Source organism: Aquabacter sp., from assembly GCF_965279295.1.
Lineage (GTDB): Bacteria > Pseudomonadota > Alphaproteobacteria > Rhizobiales > Xanthobacteraceae > Aquabacter.
The window spans coordinates 227,090-243,330 of record NZ_CBDIHQ010000017.1; the positions used below are offsets into that span (position 1 = coordinate 227,090).

The following is a 16,241-nucleotide window of genomic DNA, read 5'->3' on the forward strand; positions in this document are numbered from 1 at the left end:
CAGCCCGGCGATGTGTCGTCCGACATCAGAGATAAGGATCTGAGCGGATGAACAAGGCAGTGTTGCCCGCCATCGTGGCGTTAGGCGTGATCGGAGGCTGTATCGGCGGCGTTGCCTATGGCAGCGCGCCGCAGGGCAAGATCCAGGATCGCTTCCCGATGGTCGCGGACGCCGGGACCTCAAACCTCCAATATTACGCCCAGGCGGACATCGGCGGGCGCAAGCCGCAGAACGGCAATGGCGAGAATTGCGAGTGGGCGACGCCGCGCTGTGGCTTCCCCCCGCCGCCCCGGCCGTTCCCGCCGCTGTTCTCGGGCCAGCCCCAGATGCCGCCGCCGCCGCTCCCCGGCCACGCTCCTCCCCCCGCGTAACCCGCAGGCGATGCCGCCGCCCCCGGCGCAGGAACCGCCGGCCGGCCCCCTGGCGCTGGCGCTGGTGCTGAGCGCGCAGGAAACTGCGCTGGGCATCCGCACCGAACAACTCGACGCCTGGCGCGCCTATGCCGACGCGGTGCAGGACGCCGCAGCCCCCGCCAACCTGCAACCCCCGGCCAAGCCGGAGCCCTTCGCCGTCACCGGTGCGCTCGCCCAGCAGGCGGTTGCGGACGGCCGCAAAGGACAGGCCCTGCTGGATGCCCGCGACGCCCTCAAGGCAAAGCTGACGCCGGCGCAATTGGAGAAAGCCATGCGGCTCGACAAGGACTGGCAGGGTCTGGAGCCCGAGGTCGGCACGGAACCTCAGGCAAGAACGGGGGCACGGCCATGAGCATGCACATCCGCGCCCTGCCGACCGCCATCATGACCGCGCTCCTGCAGCAGATGATCACGCGGACCCCGACCGCCGCCGCGCAGGCTGGCATCGAGGGCCCGTCGAAGGCGCCTTTGCCCCGCGCCCAAAGTGAACGGAACGCGGAAGGCGTGTGGGAGGACGCGGCCTTCTGGGCGCTCTCGGAAAGCCAGTGGATGGCGCAGGCCGCCGCCACGGAGCTTCACCGCATCTACGGCGCGTCGGATGAGGCGGGTGCGAGCGTTCACCGGACCGATCCTTCAGTCGAGCAGATGCCTGCGGTGGGACTGCTGCGCCATGACTGAGACGCGACTGAACCTCGCCCGCCCGGCGTGGGCCTCTGGACGATCCGTGGAGGGATGGATGTTCTGGAAGGGTCTGGCGCTCGGCGCCGTGGCAGGTGTGATCCTGACCGTCTTCGCGATCGCCAACCTCTCGTTTGTGCTGCCGCCGGACCAGCCGGCCTATTGCGTGATGCCGTAGGCTCCCGGCTTTGCCGGCCGCCATTCCATCCGCCATATGGTGCGGCCGGAGGTGGGGTTCTTGCCGAGGCGGCGATCTCGAAGCCGAGGCGGCGATAAAAGGCGACGGCGCGGGGATTGTCCTGGTTGACATCGAGCGCGATCCCACCGGGCGCGCGCGCCTTGGCCGCGTTCATCAGCACCTCCGCCGCGCCCTGGCCCCAGAAGGCGGAGCGACCGCCAATTGGTCGAGATATCCGCTGGCCGGCGCGATCGCCACGAAGCCCGCCACCTCCCCGTCCGGCGTCTGCGCGACATGAAACTCGGCGCCATCGGCCTTGAGGCGCGACATATGGCCGAGAAACCAGGGGCGGCGGTCCTCGAAATCGATGTCCGGCATGGTGCGCTGCCAGCTCGCGACCCACAGATCTGCGATCGCCGGAAGATGCGCCGGTGCGAACGCGATGATGCGGAACGGGGCGGGGGAAGCCATGCGCGGACAGATTAGCTAAGCCGTCATCCGCCGTCGACCGGCATGCCGGATGTGTCGCCTTGCCCCGCGTCTGTCTTGCCCGCGCCGCCTGCCAGCGTAACCATCGCTGCGAAGGAGCCGCCCATGACTGAGGTGAACACCACCGTCGATCCCGCCGAGGTCGCCCGCTTCGAGGCGCTGGGCGCGGAATGGTGGGACCCCAAGGGCAAGATGGCCCCGCTCCACGCCATCAATCCTGTCCGCCTCGCCTTTCTGCGCGATGTGCTGGTGCGCCGCTTCGGTCGCGACGCGCGCGAGATGCGCCCGCTCCACGGCCTGCGCATTCTTGATATCGGCTGCGGCGGCGGGCTGCTCAGTGAGCCTCTTGCGCGCATGGGCGCGCGCGTGACGGGTATCGATCCCGCGGCGGGCAATGTCGAGATCGCGCGCCTGCATGCCGAGGGCTCCGGGCTCGATATCGATTATCGCGCGGTCACCGCCGAGGATGTGATGGAGGCGGGGGAGACCTTCGACGCCGTGCTGGCGCTGGAGGTGGTTGAGCATGTGGCCGATGTCGGCCTGTTCGTGCGGCAGGCCGCGCGCATGGTAGCGCACGGCGGGCTGTTCGTCGGCTCGACCTTGAACCGGACGCCCAAGAGCTTCGCGCTTGCCATCATCGGGGCGGAATATGTGCTGCGCTGGCTGCCGCGCGGCACCCATCGTTGGGACAAGTTCATCACCCCCGAGGAGTTCGAGACGGTGATCGGCGTCGCCGGCCTGGATGTGAAGGAGCGCATCGGAATGGTGTTCGACCCGTTCGCCGGCCAGTGGCGGCTCGCGCCCGACATGGACGTGAACTATTTCCTGGTCGCGGAACGGCGGTCCTAGTTCCGGTCTTCCGGCAGGACGGGAAGGGCATAGACCTCCACTCGTCCTCGCGCAGGGCCTTCACGTCTTCCGGCGTCGCTTCGCCGTAGATGGAGCGGTGCTCGACTTCCCCATCGTGCATCTTGCGGGCGAGGTCGGCGAAGTCGTCGCCGACATAATCGGCGTTGCGGGTGACGTGCTCGCGCAGCTCACGCAGCATGCGGCGGAATTCCTGCTCGCCCTCGGTCAATTTCGCGACCGGCGCGGTGGGGGCGGAAACAGATGCGGCGGGCGCGGGGGTGGCCTCGGGCTCTGCGCGGGAGCGGGCGAGATCGGTGCGGGCAACGGCGGGGGCCATGATCGCCTTGTCCACCACCGTCGAGCCGCAGTCCGGCACGCGATATATGCGAGGGTGCGCTGCTTCTCGTAGCTTTCCGAGGAGGGGAACCAGCTCTCGAAATGATGCCCCTGAACGCATTGCAGGGTGTAGCGGATCAAGACGGGGCTCCGACAAGATGGAGGTGGCCGGCATGGCCCGCCTCAGACACCTCGAAGCGCCGGCCGTGGCGCAGCGATGGGATTTTCGCGCGCGCCGCCGCCACTTCCTTCATGTCGATCTCGGCCAAGATGATGCCGGGGTCCTTGCCGCCCTCGGCAATGACGCGGCCCCACGGGTCCACCACCAGGGAATGCCCGAAGGTCTCGCGGCCGTTCTCGTGGCGCCCGCCCTGGGCGGCGGCGAGTACATAGGCGCCGTTCTCGATGGCGCGGGCGCGTAGCAGGATATGCCAGTGTGCCTCACCGGTGGGGCGGGTGAAGGCGGCGGGAACGGTGAGCACGGTCGCGCCGGCCTCGGCCAGGGCGCGATAGAGCGCAGGAAAGCGCAGGTCGTAGCAAATGGTGAGGCCCAGGGGGATGCCGTCCACATGGGACTGCACCGCACGCTCGCCGGGCATGTAGGCGGTGGATTCGCGGTAGCTCTCGCCATTGCCCAGGTCCACGTCGAACATGTGGATTTTGTCATATCGGGCGGCGATCTCGCCTTCCGGCGTGATCAGAAACCCCCGGTTCACCGCGCGATGCTCCGACACCTTGATCGCCAGCGAGCCGACATGCAGGTGGATGGCGCGTTCGCGGGCCAGCTCTCGGAAACGCCGCGAGGGCGGGGTCGCCTCTCTTCCTCGCTGAGACGCTCGAACAGGACCGAGCGGTCCAGCTCCATCAGATTGGTGGTCTCGGGGGTCTGCACATAGCGCGCCCCGCCGGCGGCGGCCCCGCGGATCATTGCGGCGGCGGTGGCGATGTTCGCCGCAACGTCGCGGCCGGAACGCATCTGCACCAGGGCGACGCGCAGCATGTCGGATGTCGTGCTCATCTGGTCTCGCTCGCGAGAAGGGGGGCCTTTGCTAAGCCAATCTCACGGAACGGCGGGGGGTGGCAAGCCGGCTGTGCAACGCGTGCCCCTGCGTCAGGCGGCCAATGCGTCAAGCGTGCCGGCGCTTTCGAGGGCATAGAGGTCGTCGCAGCCGCCGATGTGTTCATCGCCGAAAAAGATCTGCGGCACCGAGGTGCGGCCCCCGGCGCGGCGCGACATCTCCACCTGGCCCGATGGGTCCATGGTGACGTCGATCTCGGTGAAGGTCCAGCCTTTGCGCCGCAGGAGTTCCTTCGCGGCGTGGCAATAGGAGCACCAGCTTTTGGTGTAGATGGTGATGGATTTCATGCAAACCTCGGCGGGACGGGGGGGAAACACCGTCACCGAACTGTTGCATAATAAATCGTCTCAGCCGGTTTCGACAACCCGCGCAAACGTCAGGGCGTCCACGCTTTTCGCGCCGGCCCGGCGCAGCGTGCGGGCGCAGGCATCGAGCGTCGCGCCGGTGGTCAGTACATCGTCCACCAGAAGGACGCGGCGAGCCTCGATCAGCCCCGCCCCGGACGGGCGAACCTTGAACGCGCCCGAGACATTGCCGCGCCGCTCGGTGCGGCTTAATTCAACCTGGGAGGGCGTGGCCCGCACCCGAAGCAGAAGGTCGGCATGCACGGGCACGCGGCTGGCGTTGGAAATGCGCTGCGCCAGGAGGGCGGCCTGGTTGAAACGCCCGTCGCCACAGGCGGAAGGCATGCAGCGGCACCGGCACCATCAGGTCCGCCTCGGCCAGCAAATCCGCGCCCGCCCCGCACCATATGGCCGGCCATGGCCGAGGCGAGGTCCAGCCGGTCGCCCATATTTCAGCCGGTGGACGAGATCGCGCGAGACATCGCCGAACAGCACCGCCGCGCGGCGCCCGATCGAAGGCGGGCGGATCAGCAAGAGCTTGCGCCGAGACATCCGGCCCTTCGTCGCTGCGCAGCGGTGGAAAGGCGAACGGCGTGCCAAGCCGATGGCAGAACGGGCGCTCGATGAAGGCAAGCCGGCCCCCAGCAGGCGCCGCACAAGCCGCCGGCCTCGCGCATGATGGCGCCGCAGGAAATGCAGGTGGGCGGCAGCACCAAGTCGAGAGCGCCGCGCCCGGCGGCCTTGAGAGCGCGCGCCGCCGGCCGCACCCGCGTCCACACCCTTCCGAGCGCCGTCTCCATGCTCGCTTGTCCCCGCGCCCGACCAGAATGGGGCCGGGCGCGGGGGGCGTTCAAGTCAGGGTTTCCAGCGGCGCAGCAGCAGGGCGTTGGCGATGACGCTCACTGAGGACAGCGACATGGCGGCGGCAGCCACCACCGGAGACAGCAGCAGGCCGAAGGCGGGGTAGAGCAATCCTGCGGCGAGCGGCACGCCGGCGGCGTTGTAGCCGAAGGCGAACATGAGATTGCGCCGGATATTGCCCATGGTGGCGCGCGAGAGGGAGCGCGCCTGGGCGATGCTGGAAAGGTCACCCTTCAGCAAAGTGATGCCGGCGCTCTCCATGGCGACGTCGGTGCCGGTGCCCATGGCAATGCCGACGTCCGCCGCTGCCAGCGCGGGTGCATCGTTCACGCCGTCGCCCGCCATGGCCACCACATGCCCCTGCGCCTTCAGGCGCGCCACATGGGCGGCCTTGTGCTCCGGGCAGCACTTCGGCGTCGATCTCGGTGATGCCGAGCCGTGACGCCACCGCCTGGGCGGTGGCGCGGTTGTCGCCCGTGAGCATGATGACCCGCACGCCATCCGCCTTCAGCGCCGCCAGCGCGGGCAGGCGTGCTCGCCTTGATCGGGTCGGCGATGGCGATGAGGCCGGCAACCGCGCCGTCCACCGCCACGAACACCACGGTCGCGCCGGAGCCGCGCAGGCCATCGGCTTCGGCCTGGAGGGTTCCCAGCGCGATGCCAGCATCCGCCATGAGCGCGCTCTGGCCGATGGCGATGGCGTGCCCGTCGACGCGCCCGGTGACGCCCTTGCCGGTGGGACTGGAGAAGTCCTGAGCCTGGGTCAGCACCAGATTGCGCGCCGTTGCCTCCGCGACGATGGCCGCGGCCAGCGGATGCTCGCTGGCCCGTTCCAGGCTGGCGGCGAGGCGCAGCAATTCCTCTTCGCTGCCCTGGAGCGCCCGAACCTCGGTGACGCGCGGCTTGCCTTCGGTGAGGGTGCCGGTCTTGTCCACCAGCAGCACGTCCACCTTCTCCATGGTTTCCAGCGCCTGGGCGTCGCGCACCAATATGCCCGCCTGGGCGCCGCGCCCGACGCCCACCATGATGGACATGGGCGTCGCGAGGCCGAGCGCGCAGGGGCAGGCGATGATCAGCACTGACACCGCCGCCAGAAGCGCGTAGCTGACGCGCGGCTCCGGGCCGAGCCATATCCAGGCCAGGAAGGCCAGGGCGGCCATCGCGAGTACGCCCGGCACGAACCAGCCGGAAACCTGATCCGCAAGCCGCTGGATCGGCGCGCGCGAGCGTTGGGCCTGCGCCACCATCTGGACGATGCGGGCGAGCAGGGTGTCGCGTCCCACCTTTTCGGCGCGCATGACGAAGCCTCCGCCGGACGAAAGGCTCCCGGCCACCACGGCATCGCCGGGCGCTTTCGTCACCGGCATGGATTCGCCCGTCACGAGGGATTCATCCAGCGCGCAGCGGCCCTCCGTGATGATGCCGTCCACCGGCACCTTCTCACCGGGCCGCACCCGGAGCAGGTCGCCGACTGCCACCTGGTCCAGCGGCACGTCTTCCTCCACCTCGCCGTTGATCCTGCGCGCGGTGGCGGGGGCGAGCCCGAGCAGGGCCTTGATGGCGCCGGAGGTGTGCTCGCGGGCCCGCAGTTCCAGCACCTGCCCCAGCAGGACCAGGACAGTGATGACCGCCGCCGCCTCGAAATAGACCGGCACCGAGCCGTCATGGCCGCGCAGCCGCCGGCGGGAACAGGCCGGGGGCGAAGGTGCCGGCGAGGCTGTAGAGGAAGGCGACGCCGGTGCCGATGGCGATCAGCGTGAACATATTGAGATGGCCGCTGCGCACCGAGGCCGCGCCGCGCTGGAAGAACGGCCAGCCCGCCCACAGCACCACCGGGGTCGCCAGCGCGAACTGCACATAATTCGAGGTCTGCCCCATCAGCAGATGCAGGCCGAACAGATGGCTGCCCATTTCCAGCGCGAACACCGGTAGGGTCAGCGCAAGGCCGATCCAGAACCGACGGGTCATGTCGAGGAGTTCGGTGTTCGGCCCGTCGTCGAGGCTCGCCGTCTCCGGCTCCAGCGCCATGCCGCAGATGGGGCAGGATCCGGGGCCGATCTGGCGGATGTCCGGGTGCATGGGGCAGGTGAAGACCGTGCCATCGGGCACCGGCGCGGCGGGCGCCGGCGTGTCGCCGAGATAGCGCGCCGGGTCCGCCTCGAACTTGGTCTTGCAGCCGGCGGAGCAGAAATAGAACGGCTGGCCGTTATGGCCGGCGCGATGCTTCGCGGTGTGCGGGTCCACATCCATCCCGCAAACCGGGTCTTTCACCGGATGCGTCGCGGAGGTGGATGGGGCCTGTGCGTGGTGTGCGTGATCGTGCGAGGCTGCGCGCTGGCCGCTGTGACTGGCCGTTTCCGGCGCCGGCTGGGCATGCTGATGGGCCGAATGGTCATGCCCATGTGGCTCGTGGGCGCCGCCGCAGCACGCGCTTTTCACCTCGCCCCGAGGGGGAGAGGTCGGCGGCGCAGCAGCCGGGTGAGGGGGCTCCGATGTTTCAGGTTCTAAGGGGTTTGCCCCCCTCAACCCAGCCCTCTCCCCCTCGGGGAGAGGGAGTTTGGCCGGCCCGCCGCAGCATGAGGATGCCACCGGTTCGCCACCGGGGATCTCAGCATGATGCGCAATCGCCCCCTCTCCCGCTTGCGGGGGAGGGTTGGGGAGGGAGCCGGGAGCCTGGGAAAAAGCGCCGCCGCCGGCCATTTCTTCCCAATTCCCCCTCCCTAGCCCTCCCCCGCAAGCGGGAGAGGGAACAGCCTCAGAGGGAGAGGGCTCGGCTGCCCCACCGCAGCACGACGGTGTGGATGCCGCATCGAGCGGTGCCGGGCCGGTGCAACAGGACGCCGCGTGTTTGTGGTCATGCTCGGTCATGTGCCCATTGCAGCCTGGAACAGCCGCCCTCGCCTTGCGCTGCCTCATGGGACCGCGATGGATCCCTGCAGAGAAACCCCATGGGGGTATATGGGTTTGCCTTTTATACCCATGGGGGGTATATGGCAAGCCATGGGACCAACCGCTAAAGCCTCCGTCGCCAAACGCCTCAGCCGCATCGAGGGTCAGGTGCGCGGGATCGCGCGCATGGTGGAGGAGGACCGCTACTGCATCGATGTCGTCACGCAGATTTCCGCCGTCCGTGCCGCCCTGCGCCGCGCCGAGGAGGAGGTGCTGCGCGATCACGTCGCCCACTGCGTCGCCCACGCCATCCGCTCGGGCGATGCCGAGGAGCAGAGCCGGAAGGTTGCTGAGTTGATGGATGTGCTGGTGCGGTCGGAGCGGTAGGTTCTCATGCGCGGCATATCACGCGCTGAGAAATCACCCCGCCAGGGCGCGGATCACGGCGTTCAGCACGGGGAAGCCGGCAGGTGTCACACGCAGCCGGCGGCCCTCGTGGACAACCAGCCCCTCGCCCGCGAGCATGTCGATGCTACCCGGATCGATCTCCCGCCCGGCGAGACGGGCGTAACGGGTGAGATCGATGCCCTCCGAGAGGCGCAGGCCCATCAGCAGCATTTCGTCGGCCTGCTCGGTGAGATCCAGTGTCTCGTCTGAGACGATGCCGTGGCCCTGTGCCTCGACCAAGTTCAGCCAGCGTTCCGGGTGCTTCTCGGTGAAGGTGGCGCGCCGTGTGCCGTTGGCCATGAGGCGCCCGTGGGCGCCGGGGCCGACGCCGGCATATTCGCCATAGCGCCAATAGACCAGATTGTGCCGCGCCTCGCTGCCAGGCCGCGCGTGGTTGGAAATCTCATAGGCGGGCAGGCCGGCCTGCGCGGTGATCTCCTGCGTCACATCCCATAGAGCGCGGGCATGGTCGTCGTCGGGGATGATCAACTTGCCGGCGGAATACAGCCGCTCGAACGCCGTGCCCGGCTCGATTGTGAGCTGGTAGAGCGAGAGGTGCTCGCAGCCCTCGGCGATGGCGCGCTTGAGTTCGAGCGCCCAATCCTGCGGCTTCTGGCCGGGGCGGGCATAGATCAGGTCGAACGACACCCGCTCGAACGCGGCGCGCGCCACAGCCACGGCGGCCAGCGCCTCGTCCACCGAATGCATGCGCCCCAGCGATTTCAACTGGACATCGTCCAGCGCCTGGACGCCCAGCGACACCCGGTTCACCCCGGCCGCGCGATAGCCCCGGAAACGCTCGGCCTCGACGCTGGTGGGGTTGGCTTCCAGCGTGATCTCGGCGCCGCTGGCGATCGGCCACGCCTCATGGATAGCCTCCAGGATGGCACCGACCGTCTCGGGCGCCATGAGCGAGGGCGTGCCGCCGCCGAAGAACACGCTCTGCGCCTGCGCCGGGCCGCCCATCTCGCGCATATGCGCGATCTCGCGCCGGAACGCGGCAACGAACCGCCCCTGGTCCGGCGGGGAATGCCGGACATGGCTATTGAAGTCGCAATAAGGGCATTTGGCGAGGCAGAAGGGCCAGTGGACATAGACGCCGAACCCGCCCTCGGGCTGCCGCCCCGCCACGCGCCGCTGCACTCCCTCTCCCGCTTGCGGGGGAGGGTTGGGGAGGGGGCTGATTCCAGCTTGAGCTAAACTGCCCGGAAAGGGCGTGCCATCCGTTCGGAAGGTGGTGCCGGTGGTGAGCCCGGCGGTTTCCCCCTTCCAACCCTCCCCCGCAAGCGGGAGAGGGCTCCCGGCGGCGCGTGGGGCAGAGGCTGGCATCACGCTTCGTGTGCCTCCGGCCCGCCTTCAGGCTCCAGGCACGCCTGCGAGAGCAGGCGGAAGGCGCGGGCGCGATGGGAGAGGCCGAGGCCGAGCGGGGGCATGGAGTGTTTCTCCTCCGCCGTCATCTCGGCAAACGTGCGAGTATAGCCCTCGGGCACGAACATGGGGTCGTAGCCGAAGCCCCGCGTTCCGCGCGGCGGCCAGACCATGGTGCCCTTCACCACGCCCTCGAACTCCTCCACATGGCCGTCCGGCCAGGCGATGCACAGGGCGGAGACGAAGCTGCCCTTGCGCTTGCCCGCGGTGAGCGCGTCCACGGTGATCAGCAGCGCCTGGACATTTTCCATGGCCAGATCGAAATCCTTCTCCGGGCCGCCCCAGCGCGCGGAATAGATGCCTGGCTGTCCGCCGAGGGCATCCACGCACAGGCCGCTGTCGTCCGCGAACGCGGGCAATTGCGCGGCCTGCGCGGCCGCCTCGGCCTTGATGCGGGCGTTGGCGGCAAAGGTCTCGCCGGTCTCTTCGGGTTCCGGAAGGCCCAGTTCGCCGGCCGAGACCGCCTCGATCCCATAGGGTTCGAGCAGGGTGCGCATCTCGATCAGCTTGCCGGGATTGTGGGTGGCGACGACCAGGCGCCCCGAGAGACGGCGATGCTCCATCAGCCGACGGCCAGCTTCTGAAGGCCGACCAGCTTGTCGATGCCGCTCCGGGCGAGGCTGAGGAGTTGCAGCAACTCGTCCTGCGAGAACGGGGTCTTCTCGGCGGTGCCCTGGATTTCGATGATCCCGCCGCTGCCCGTCATGACGAAATTCGCGTCCGTCTCAGCCTGGCTGTCCTCGGCATAGTCGAGATCGAGCACCGGAGTACCTTTGTAAATCCCGCAGGAAACCGCCGCCACATGCTCCTTGAGCGGAATTTCTTTCAGCATGGACCGCGATTTCATCCAGGCGAGGCAATCGTACAGCGCGATCCAGGCGCCGGTGATCGCGGCGGTCCGGGTACCGCCATCTGCCTGGATCACGTCGCAGTCGAGGGTGATCTGGCGCTCCCCGAGACCAACCAGATCGGTCGCGGACCGCAGCGAGCGGCCGATCAGGCGCTGGATTTCCTGACTGCGGCCGGTCTGCTTGCCTTGGGTCGCTTCCCGGCGCGTGCGCTCAAGGGTCGCTCGCGGCAGCATGGCGTATTCCGCCGTGACCCAGCCGCGCCCCTGGCCCTTCAGCCACGGCGGCAGGCGTTCCTCGAGGGTGGCGGCGACCAGAACGTGGGTATCGCCGAATTTCACCAGGCATGAGCCCTCGGCGTGGCGCAGCACGCCCCGTTCAAAGGAAACGGCACGCATCTCATCGTTCGCGCGGCGGCTCGGGCGCATTCGTCCATCCAATCAAGTTTGAAACCGGCGTGTTTTTAGGAGCGGGGAGGCGCAGGGGCAAGGGGCGCAGGCAAAGTTGTGTGTCACTTTGATGAAATGCGCCATCAGGGCTTCGCAAGCGGGTGTCCCGCACCTAGGTTTAGGCAAGGACAAAACAGGACGGAAGGGACGGCGCGAGGGTTAACCGATCCCGTCGATCACCGTTACCTCAATCATAATCGGAATGACGCCGTGCCGCTGAACCCGATCATTCCCCCCTATGCGGCCTCGATCGCCCAGATCGATGCAAGGTCGCGTGAGATTTTTCGCCAGATCGTTGAGAGCTATCTCGCGACCGGGGAGCCTGTGGGGTCGCGCAACATTTCCCGCCTCATTCCCATGTCGCTGTCGCCCGCTTCGGTGCGCAACGTCATGGCGGACCTGGAGGCGGCGGGGCTGATCTATGCGCCGCACACCAGCGCCGGGCGCCTGCCGACCGACCAGGGCCTGCGCTTCTTCGTCGATGCCCTGCTGGAAATTGGCGATGTCAGCGAGCGGGACCGCTCCTCCATCGAGGGGCAGGTGGCTGCTGCCGCCAAGGGCTATACCGTCGATGGGGTGCTTCAGGAGGCATCGGCCCTGCTCTCGGGCCTGTCGCGCGGGGCCGGGGTGGTCACCGCCATTAAGACCGATCCGCGCCTGAAGCATGTGGAGTTCGTCGCCCTCGACCCGACCCGCGCCCTGGTGATCCTCGTGTCCGAAGACGGGCAGGTGGAGAACCGGATGCTGCCGCTGCCGCCCGGCTTGCCCTCTTCGGCGCTGGTGGAGGCCACCAATTTCCTCAACGCCCGGGTTCGGGGCCGCACCCTGCGCGAGGCCCGCGCGGCGATGGAAGGCCTGCTGACCGAGCTGCGGCAGCAGCTTGATTCGCTCACCGCCCGCGTGGTGGAGGCGGGGCTTGCATCCTGGTCTGGCGGCGATCCTGCGGAGCGTCGGCTGATCGTGCGCGGGCAGGCCAAGCTCCTGGAAGACCTGAAGGCGCTTGAGGATCTGGAGCGCATCCGCCTGTTGTTCGACGATCTGGAATCCAAGCGCGAGCTGGTGGGGCTGCTGGGGCTCGCTGAGGAGGCGCAGAGCATGCGCATTTTCATCGGCGCGGAGAACAAGCTGTTCTCGCTTTCCGGTTCATCCACCATCGTTGCCCCCTATCGCGACGGGCAGGGCCGGGTGGTCGGCGTGCTCGGGGTGATCGGGCCGACCCGGCTCAATTATGGACGCATCGTGCCCATGGTCGACTTCACCGCGCGGGTGGTCAGCCGTGTCCTTGGGGCACCCGGCGCCGACGCCGCTTGATTTTTCACGCCCGTCCCCCGATATGCGGGGCAGAATTCGTGATCCGTGCCGGCGGACGCCGCACGCATCCAAGAGAGGAATGCGCGATGAGTGACAAGGGTGGCGCGCCCGAGACCCACGGCTCCAATCCGGCGGTCGATCCGGAAGGCGCCGAAATGGACGAAGTGGGCGCGGTGGATGCCTTCAAGGCGGAGCGCGAGCAGCTCGAAGCTGAGGTGTCCGCGTTCAAGGACAAGTTCCTGCGCGCGTTCGCGGAGGCGGAGAATATCCGTCGTCGCGCCGACAAGGAAATCGCCGACGCCAAGACTTATGGCATCGCGTCCTTCGCTCGCGACGTTCTGAACGTCGCCGACGATCTCTCCCGCGCCCTGGGCACGGTGGAGGCGGAAGCCAAGGAAAAGGCCGAGGGCGCCGTGAAGTCGCTACTCGACGGTCTCGAACTGACCGAGCGCGGCCTGCACAAGGCCTTGGAAAAGCACGGCATCCGCAAGCTCGACCCGAAGGGCGAGAAATTCGACCCGAACCTGCACCAGGCGATGTTCGAGGTGCCGGACGCCACCATTCCCGCCGGTACGGTGGTTCAGGTGGTCCAGTCCGGCTACGTCATCGGCGAGCGCGTGCTGCGGCCTGCCATGGTCGGCGTGGCGCGCGGCGGCCCCAAGCAGGTGCGCGAGGAAGGCAAGTCCGAGGTCGGCAACAGCTGACCTTGGAACCCTGTCCTAATTCGGAAGGCGCCGCGCTCAATTGGTCGCGACGCCATCCCGGATGGCCCTGAAACGCGGATAGACCGGCGGAAAGTCCGAAGTCTTCACGATGCCGATCATGCGCAGCGTGGCGTTCTGGCCGAAACGCAGCCACTGCACCACCTTCACATCCGTGGTGCCGGACATGTTCTTGCCGTCGGCGAGGATTTCAAATCCCGGCTGGCCGCCGATGCGCAGCGGTTCCGCGCGCTCGATCCGGATATCCTTCACGCCCGGCACGGAAGACAGGGACCGCAGCGCGAACTGCTTGCGGTCGTCGTCCTTCGGCGCGCCGGGGGAGACGCCAGCTACCAGCACCGCCTGCTCGGTATCGTCCAGCATGTCCTTCGGGCCGTCGGTGAGAACCGCAGCCGTGTTGCCGATCACCTTGATCACCCGGAAGCCGGCGAGATCTTCCAGCTTGAACGGCAGACCCGCCATCAGTTCCTGAGGCGAGGGCGGCTGGCGGAACGTGATCGTCTGCAGTGTCTTGCGGACCTGCTCGTCCGAAAGCCCCAGAGCTCCATCGGTGGGCTCCTGAACGGTGACGAGCACGGTCGCCGTGCTTGTGCCCGCCAGCAATATCCATTTGCGGGCGATCACCGGGCCGGCCTGCTGCTTTCCAACGATCAACAGCGTGCGGGCGTCACCCAGGGGCAGCGTCTCGCGCTGCTCCACCAGAATGCCCTTGGTGGCGAGATTGGCGTCGGTGAAGCCGGCGGAGACTTGGTCATAGGCCTGGGGCGGCATTTCCACCATCAGGATGGCCGCGCCCTTGCCGGGGTCCTCGAAGCCCGAGAACTTGTTGCTTTCCACCATCCCTTCGGGCGGCACGATGCCCACCGAGCTGCCACGCGGGAATACTGCGTCTGCCGCGCTGGCTAATCCCCCCGACATGAGGAGGGCGGCGGCGACGGCGAGTATGAGGCGCATGGAAAACTCCCGGATAACAGCTACGGCTCTTGTGCGGCAAAGCGGGCGGAAGCGTGACGTAGGCCGCCCGGATCCGCTCACGGCGGGGAAACTCGGCGCAGTGTCAGGTTGAAACGCCCGGGGCGGCCGATCAGCGTCGAGGTGCCCGCGAGAATGCGGTCGACGCCGTGAAACGCGAGGCGGCTCTCCCCCGACAGGACCAGCGCATCCCCCGAGGCGAGCTTGATCGACCGGGTGGGCGTCCGACGCTCGCTGCCGCCATAACGGAACATCGCCGTGTCGCCGAGCGAAAGCGAGAGCACCGGTGCGGTCAGATCCTGCTCGTCGCGGTCCTGGTGCAATCCCATCTTGGCATCTGGCGCGTACCAGTTCACCAGCGCGGCCTGCGCCGGCGCGCCATAGCTCGCAAGCTCGTCCCACGCTTTCACCAGCGCATCGGGCATGGCGGGCCAGGGTTCGCGCGTGTCGGGATGGAACGCCTGGTAGCGATAGCCGGACTGGTCGGACACCCAGCCGAGCGGCCCGAGATTGCTCATGCGCACGGAAAACGGCTGGCCCGTCTTGGGCATGCGCGGCGTGAACAGGGGCGCCGCGAGGAGGGCGGCTTCCACCTGCGCGAGCAGCGTCTCCTGTGCGGCACGGTCGAGATATCCCGGCCACCAGACACATCCGGGCGCAAGTTCCAATCGCTGCTGCATGCGTGCCGCTCCCCCGCATCAGGATGGCGTATTTGACGCCGGCTTCAAAGCGCCTCCTCGCGCTTGAGCGGAACGGTTGGCGGGAGGCGAGCGTTGGATGTGCGAGAGAGGGAAGGGTGAGGAGACTTGCAATGAAACAGTATCTTGCCGGCGCCGCCGCGCTTGCCCTGGTCATCGGCGCCTCGGCAGCGAGTGCCCAAACCACCACGACTATCGTCGCGAAGCCTTCGGGCTACGTGCTGGTCAATCCTGAGCAGGAAGTGCTGGTGCAGCGGTATGTCGTTGCCCAGCCGCGCACCGTCGTCACCTTCCCCAAGAGCTATGCGCCGGTCGTCGGCACAACCGTGCCGGTTGAGGTGCAGCTCAACACGTTTTCCACTGGCGCCGACTATGGCGGCTTTGATGCCTCGGGCTACCGCTATGTGGTGACGCCCGACAATCAGACGGTGGTGGTCGAGCCCGGCAGCCGCCGGGTGATTCAGGTCATCCGCTAATCTCTCAGCCGAGCAGATCGGCGCAGGAGATCAACTTTACGCCCGCGTCCGCCATATCGGCATGGGCGCGGGCGAGCGACCCGTCAGCATCGATGGCGCGGCAGGCATCCGCGATCACATGGGTCTCGAACCCGTGGCGCGCGGCGTCCACCGCCGACCACGCGACACAGAAGTCGGTCGCCAGCCCCATCAGATAGACCCGCCGGATATCCCGCTCCCTGAGATACCCCACCAGACCGGTGGGCGTTGTCCGGTCCGCCTCGTAGAAGGTGGAATAGCTGTCGATGTTCGCGTGGAAGCCCTTGCGCACCACCATCTGGGCATGGGGAATGCTGAGGTCAGCGGCGAATTGAGCACCCGCGCTCTCCTGCACGCAATGGTCCGGCCAGAGGATCTGGGCCCCATAAGGCAGCATGATCTGCTCGAAGGGCGTTTTCCCGGCATGGGATGAGGCGAAGGAGACGTGGCCGGCCGGGTGCCAGTCCTGCGTCAGGACGACGTTTCTGAAGGTGCGGGCAAGGCGATTGGCCATGGGGACGACTTCATCGCCGCGCGCCACGGCAAGGCTTCCGCCGGGCAGAAAATCCGCCTGGAGGTCCACCGCCACGAGCACGGCATGGGGATCATCGCCGATATTGGGGCGGCGGATCATCAACGGACCTCGCAAAGCACCTAAAAACAGATGGCGCGGTAGCTTGCACGCCTTGCAGCGGCAAATCACCCCTCTTATATCGGCCTCGAACGTCGCACTCGCGACGTACCCCAATTCAACGG

20 protein-coding genes and 3 pseudogenes are annotated in these 16,241 nt (G+C 67.8%); 9 read left to right on the forward strand and 14 right to left on the reverse strand.

Going from position 1 to position 16,241, the window contains the following annotated elements:
• Positions 1–47 precede the first annotated feature (47 nt).
• Genes ADADO0_RS15665 through ADADO0_RS15680 form a run of 4 tightly spaced genes read left to right on the forward strand, consistent with a single transcriptional unit; the run spans position 48 to position 1,269 of the window.
• On the forward strand, positions 48–371 hold the full coding sequence (locus ADADO0_RS15665; RefSeq protein WP_511306112.1) for a hypothetical protein: 324 nt from the start codon (positions 48–50) through the stop codon (positions 369–371).
• Between the two features lie 10 nt (positions 372–381).
• Entirely contained in the window at positions 382–765 is a 384-nt protein-coding gene (locus tag ADADO0_RS15670; RefSeq protein WP_511306113.1) for a hypothetical protein, read from the forward strand.
• On the forward strand, positions 762–1,091 hold the full coding sequence (locus tag ADADO0_RS15675; protein WP_511306114.1) for a hypothetical protein: 330 nt from the start codon (positions 762–764) through the stop codon (positions 1,089–1,091). The genes ADADO0_RS15670 and ADADO0_RS15675 overlap by 4 nt, the downstream gene beginning before the upstream one ends.
• On the forward strand, positions 1,084–1,269 hold the full coding sequence (locus ADADO0_RS15680) for a hypothetical protein (protein ID WP_511306555.1): 186 nt from the start codon (positions 1,084–1,086) through the stop codon (positions 1,267–1,269). Before ADADO0_RS15675 ends, ADADO0_RS15680 begins: the two co-directional genes overlap by 8 nt.
• A 174-nt stretch (positions 1,270–1,443) precedes the next feature.
• On the opposite strand, the gene ADADO0_RS15685 is transcribed toward ADADO0_RS15680, so the two are convergent.
• On the reverse strand, positions 1,444–1,740 hold the full coding sequence (locus ADADO0_RS15685) for a GNAT family N-acetyltransferase (RefSeq protein ID WP_511306115.1): 297 nt from the start codon (positions 1,738–1,740) through the stop codon (positions 1,444–1,446).
• A 123-nt stretch (positions 1,741–1,863) separates the two neighbouring features.
• Between ADADO0_RS15685 and ubiG the strand changes: the two genes are divergently transcribed.
• Positions 1,864–2,607, forward strand: coding sequence for a bifunctional 2-polyprenyl-6-hydroxyphenol methylase/3-demethylubiquinol 3-O-methyltransferase UbiG (ubiG, locus tag ADADO0_RS15690; RefSeq protein ID WP_511306116.1), 744 nt, complete (start codon positions 1,864–1,866; stop codon positions 2,605–2,607).
• A 76-nt stretch (positions 2,608–2,683) separates the two neighbouring features.
• Here ubiG and ADADO0_RS15695 read toward each other — a convergent pair.
• From ADADO0_RS15695 to ADADO0_RS15725, 7 genes and pseudogenes are all read right to left on the reverse strand, one after another.
• Positions 2,684–3,084, reverse strand: a pseudogene (locus tag ADADO0_RS15695) (DUF1178 family protein); the annotation flags it as partial.
• Positions 3,081–3,961 (reverse strand): annotated as a pseudogene (locus ADADO0_RS15700) (carbon-nitrogen hydrolase family protein). The pseudogenes ADADO0_RS15695 and ADADO0_RS15700, both read right to left, overlap by 4 nt.
• A 93-nt stretch (positions 3,962–4,054) precedes the next feature.
• Positions 4,055–4,309: a glutaredoxin 3 gene (gene grxC, locus ADADO0_RS15705; protein ID WP_511306117.1), complete on the reverse strand. Its 255-nt coding sequence runs from the start codon at positions 4,307–4,309 to the stop codon at positions 4,055–4,057.
• Positions 4,310–4,369: 60 nt separating this feature from the next.
• Positions 4,370–5,166 (reverse strand): annotated as a pseudogene (locus tag ADADO0_RS15710) (ComF family protein).
• Positions 5,167–5,221: 55 nt separating this feature from the next.
• Positions 5,222–5,608 carry an HAD-IC family P-type ATPase gene (locus ADADO0_RS15715; RefSeq protein WP_511306118.1) on the reverse strand — a complete coding sequence of 129 codons (387 nt, stop codon included), beginning with the start codon at positions 5,606–5,608 and terminating at the stop codon, positions 5,222–5,224.
• Entirely contained in the window at positions 5,596–6,882 is a 1,287-nt protein-coding gene (locus ADADO0_RS15720; RefSeq protein ID WP_511306542.1) for a heavy metal translocating P-type ATPase, read from the reverse strand. Before ADADO0_RS15720 ends, ADADO0_RS15715 begins: the two co-directional genes overlap by 13 nt.
• Before the next feature lie 7 nt (positions 6,883–6,889).
• The gene (locus ADADO0_RS15725; protein WP_511306119.1) at positions 6,890–7,498 is read right to left on the reverse strand and encodes a YHS domain-containing protein; all 609 of its coding nucleotides are present in this window, start codon (positions 7,496–7,498) and stop codon (positions 6,890–6,892) included.
• 729 nt (positions 7,499–8,227) lie between these two features.
• Between ADADO0_RS15725 and ADADO0_RS15730 the strand changes: the two genes are divergently transcribed.
• Positions 8,228–8,503, forward strand: a complete 276-nt coding sequence (locus ADADO0_RS15730; RefSeq protein ID WP_511306120.1) for a metal-sensitive transcriptional regulator — start codon at positions 8,228–8,230, stop codon at positions 8,501–8,503.
• A 33-nt stretch (positions 8,504–8,536) separates the two neighbouring features.
• Here the strand turns inward: ADADO0_RS15730 and hemW are convergent, their stop codons facing one another.
• The 3 genes from hemW to rph form a co-directional block, all read right to left on the reverse strand.
• The gene (hemW, locus tag ADADO0_RS15735) at positions 8,537–9,706 is read right to left on the reverse strand and encodes a radical SAM family heme chaperone HemW (RefSeq protein WP_511306121.1); all 1,170 of its coding nucleotides are present in this window, start codon (positions 9,704–9,706) and stop codon (positions 8,537–8,539) included.
• A gap of 185 nt (positions 9,707–9,891) precedes the next feature.
• A complete protein-coding gene (gene rdgB, locus ADADO0_RS15740; RefSeq protein ID WP_511306122.1) occupies positions 9,892–10,554 on the reverse strand; it encodes an RdgB/HAM1 family non-canonical purine NTP pyrophosphatase in 663 nt (220 codons plus the stop codon).
• A complete protein-coding gene (gene rph, locus ADADO0_RS15745) occupies positions 10,554–11,267 on the reverse strand; it encodes a ribonuclease PH (protein WP_511306123.1) in 714 nt (237 codons plus the stop codon). The genes rdgB and rph overlap by 1 nt, the downstream gene beginning before the upstream one ends.
• Before the next feature lie 231 nt (positions 11,268–11,498).
• Here rph and hrcA point away from each other — a divergent pair, with 231 nt between their 5' ends.
• Both hrcA and grpE read left to right on the forward strand, forming a co-directional pair.
• Positions 11,499–12,599 (forward strand): heat-inducible transcriptional repressor HrcA, encoded by a 1,101-nt coding sequence (hrcA, locus tag ADADO0_RS15750; RefSeq protein WP_511306124.1) that lies wholly within the window; start codon positions 11,499–11,501, stop codon positions 12,597–12,599.
• Positions 12,600–12,685: 86 nt separating this feature from the next.
• Complete coding sequence (gene grpE / locus ADADO0_RS15755; RefSeq protein WP_511306125.1) at positions 12,686–13,303, forward strand: nucleotide exchange factor GrpE; 618 nt, start codon at positions 12,686–12,688, stop codon at positions 13,301–13,303.
• 36 nt (positions 13,304–13,339) lie between these two features.
• Here grpE and ADADO0_RS15760 read toward each other — a convergent pair whose 3' ends face one another.
• Entirely contained in the window at positions 13,340–14,275 is a 936-nt protein-coding gene (locus ADADO0_RS15760; protein ID WP_511306126.1) for a hypothetical protein, read from the reverse strand.
• 77 nt (positions 14,276–14,352) lie between these two features.
• Entirely contained in the window at positions 14,353–14,973 is a 621-nt protein-coding gene (locus tag ADADO0_RS15765; protein ID WP_511306127.1) for an alpha-ketoglutarate-dependent dioxygenase AlkB, read from the reverse strand.
• A 131-nt stretch (positions 14,974–15,104) separates the two neighbouring features.
• Here ADADO0_RS15765 and ADADO0_RS15770 point away from each other — a divergent pair, with 131 nt between their 5' ends.
• Positions 15,105–15,467, forward strand: coding sequence for a hypothetical protein (locus tag ADADO0_RS15770; RefSeq protein ID WP_511306128.1), 363 nt, complete (start codon positions 15,105–15,107; stop codon positions 15,465–15,467).
• A gap of 4 nt (positions 15,468–15,471) precedes the next feature.
• Here the strand turns inward: ADADO0_RS15770 and pncA are convergent, their stop codons facing one another.
• The gene (gene pncA, locus ADADO0_RS15775) at positions 15,472–16,119 is read right to left on the reverse strand and encodes a bifunctional nicotinamidase/pyrazinamidase (protein WP_511306129.1); all 648 of its coding nucleotides are present in this window, start codon (positions 16,117–16,119) and stop codon (positions 15,472–15,474) included.
• Between the last annotated feature and the right edge of the window lie 122 nt (positions 16,120–16,241).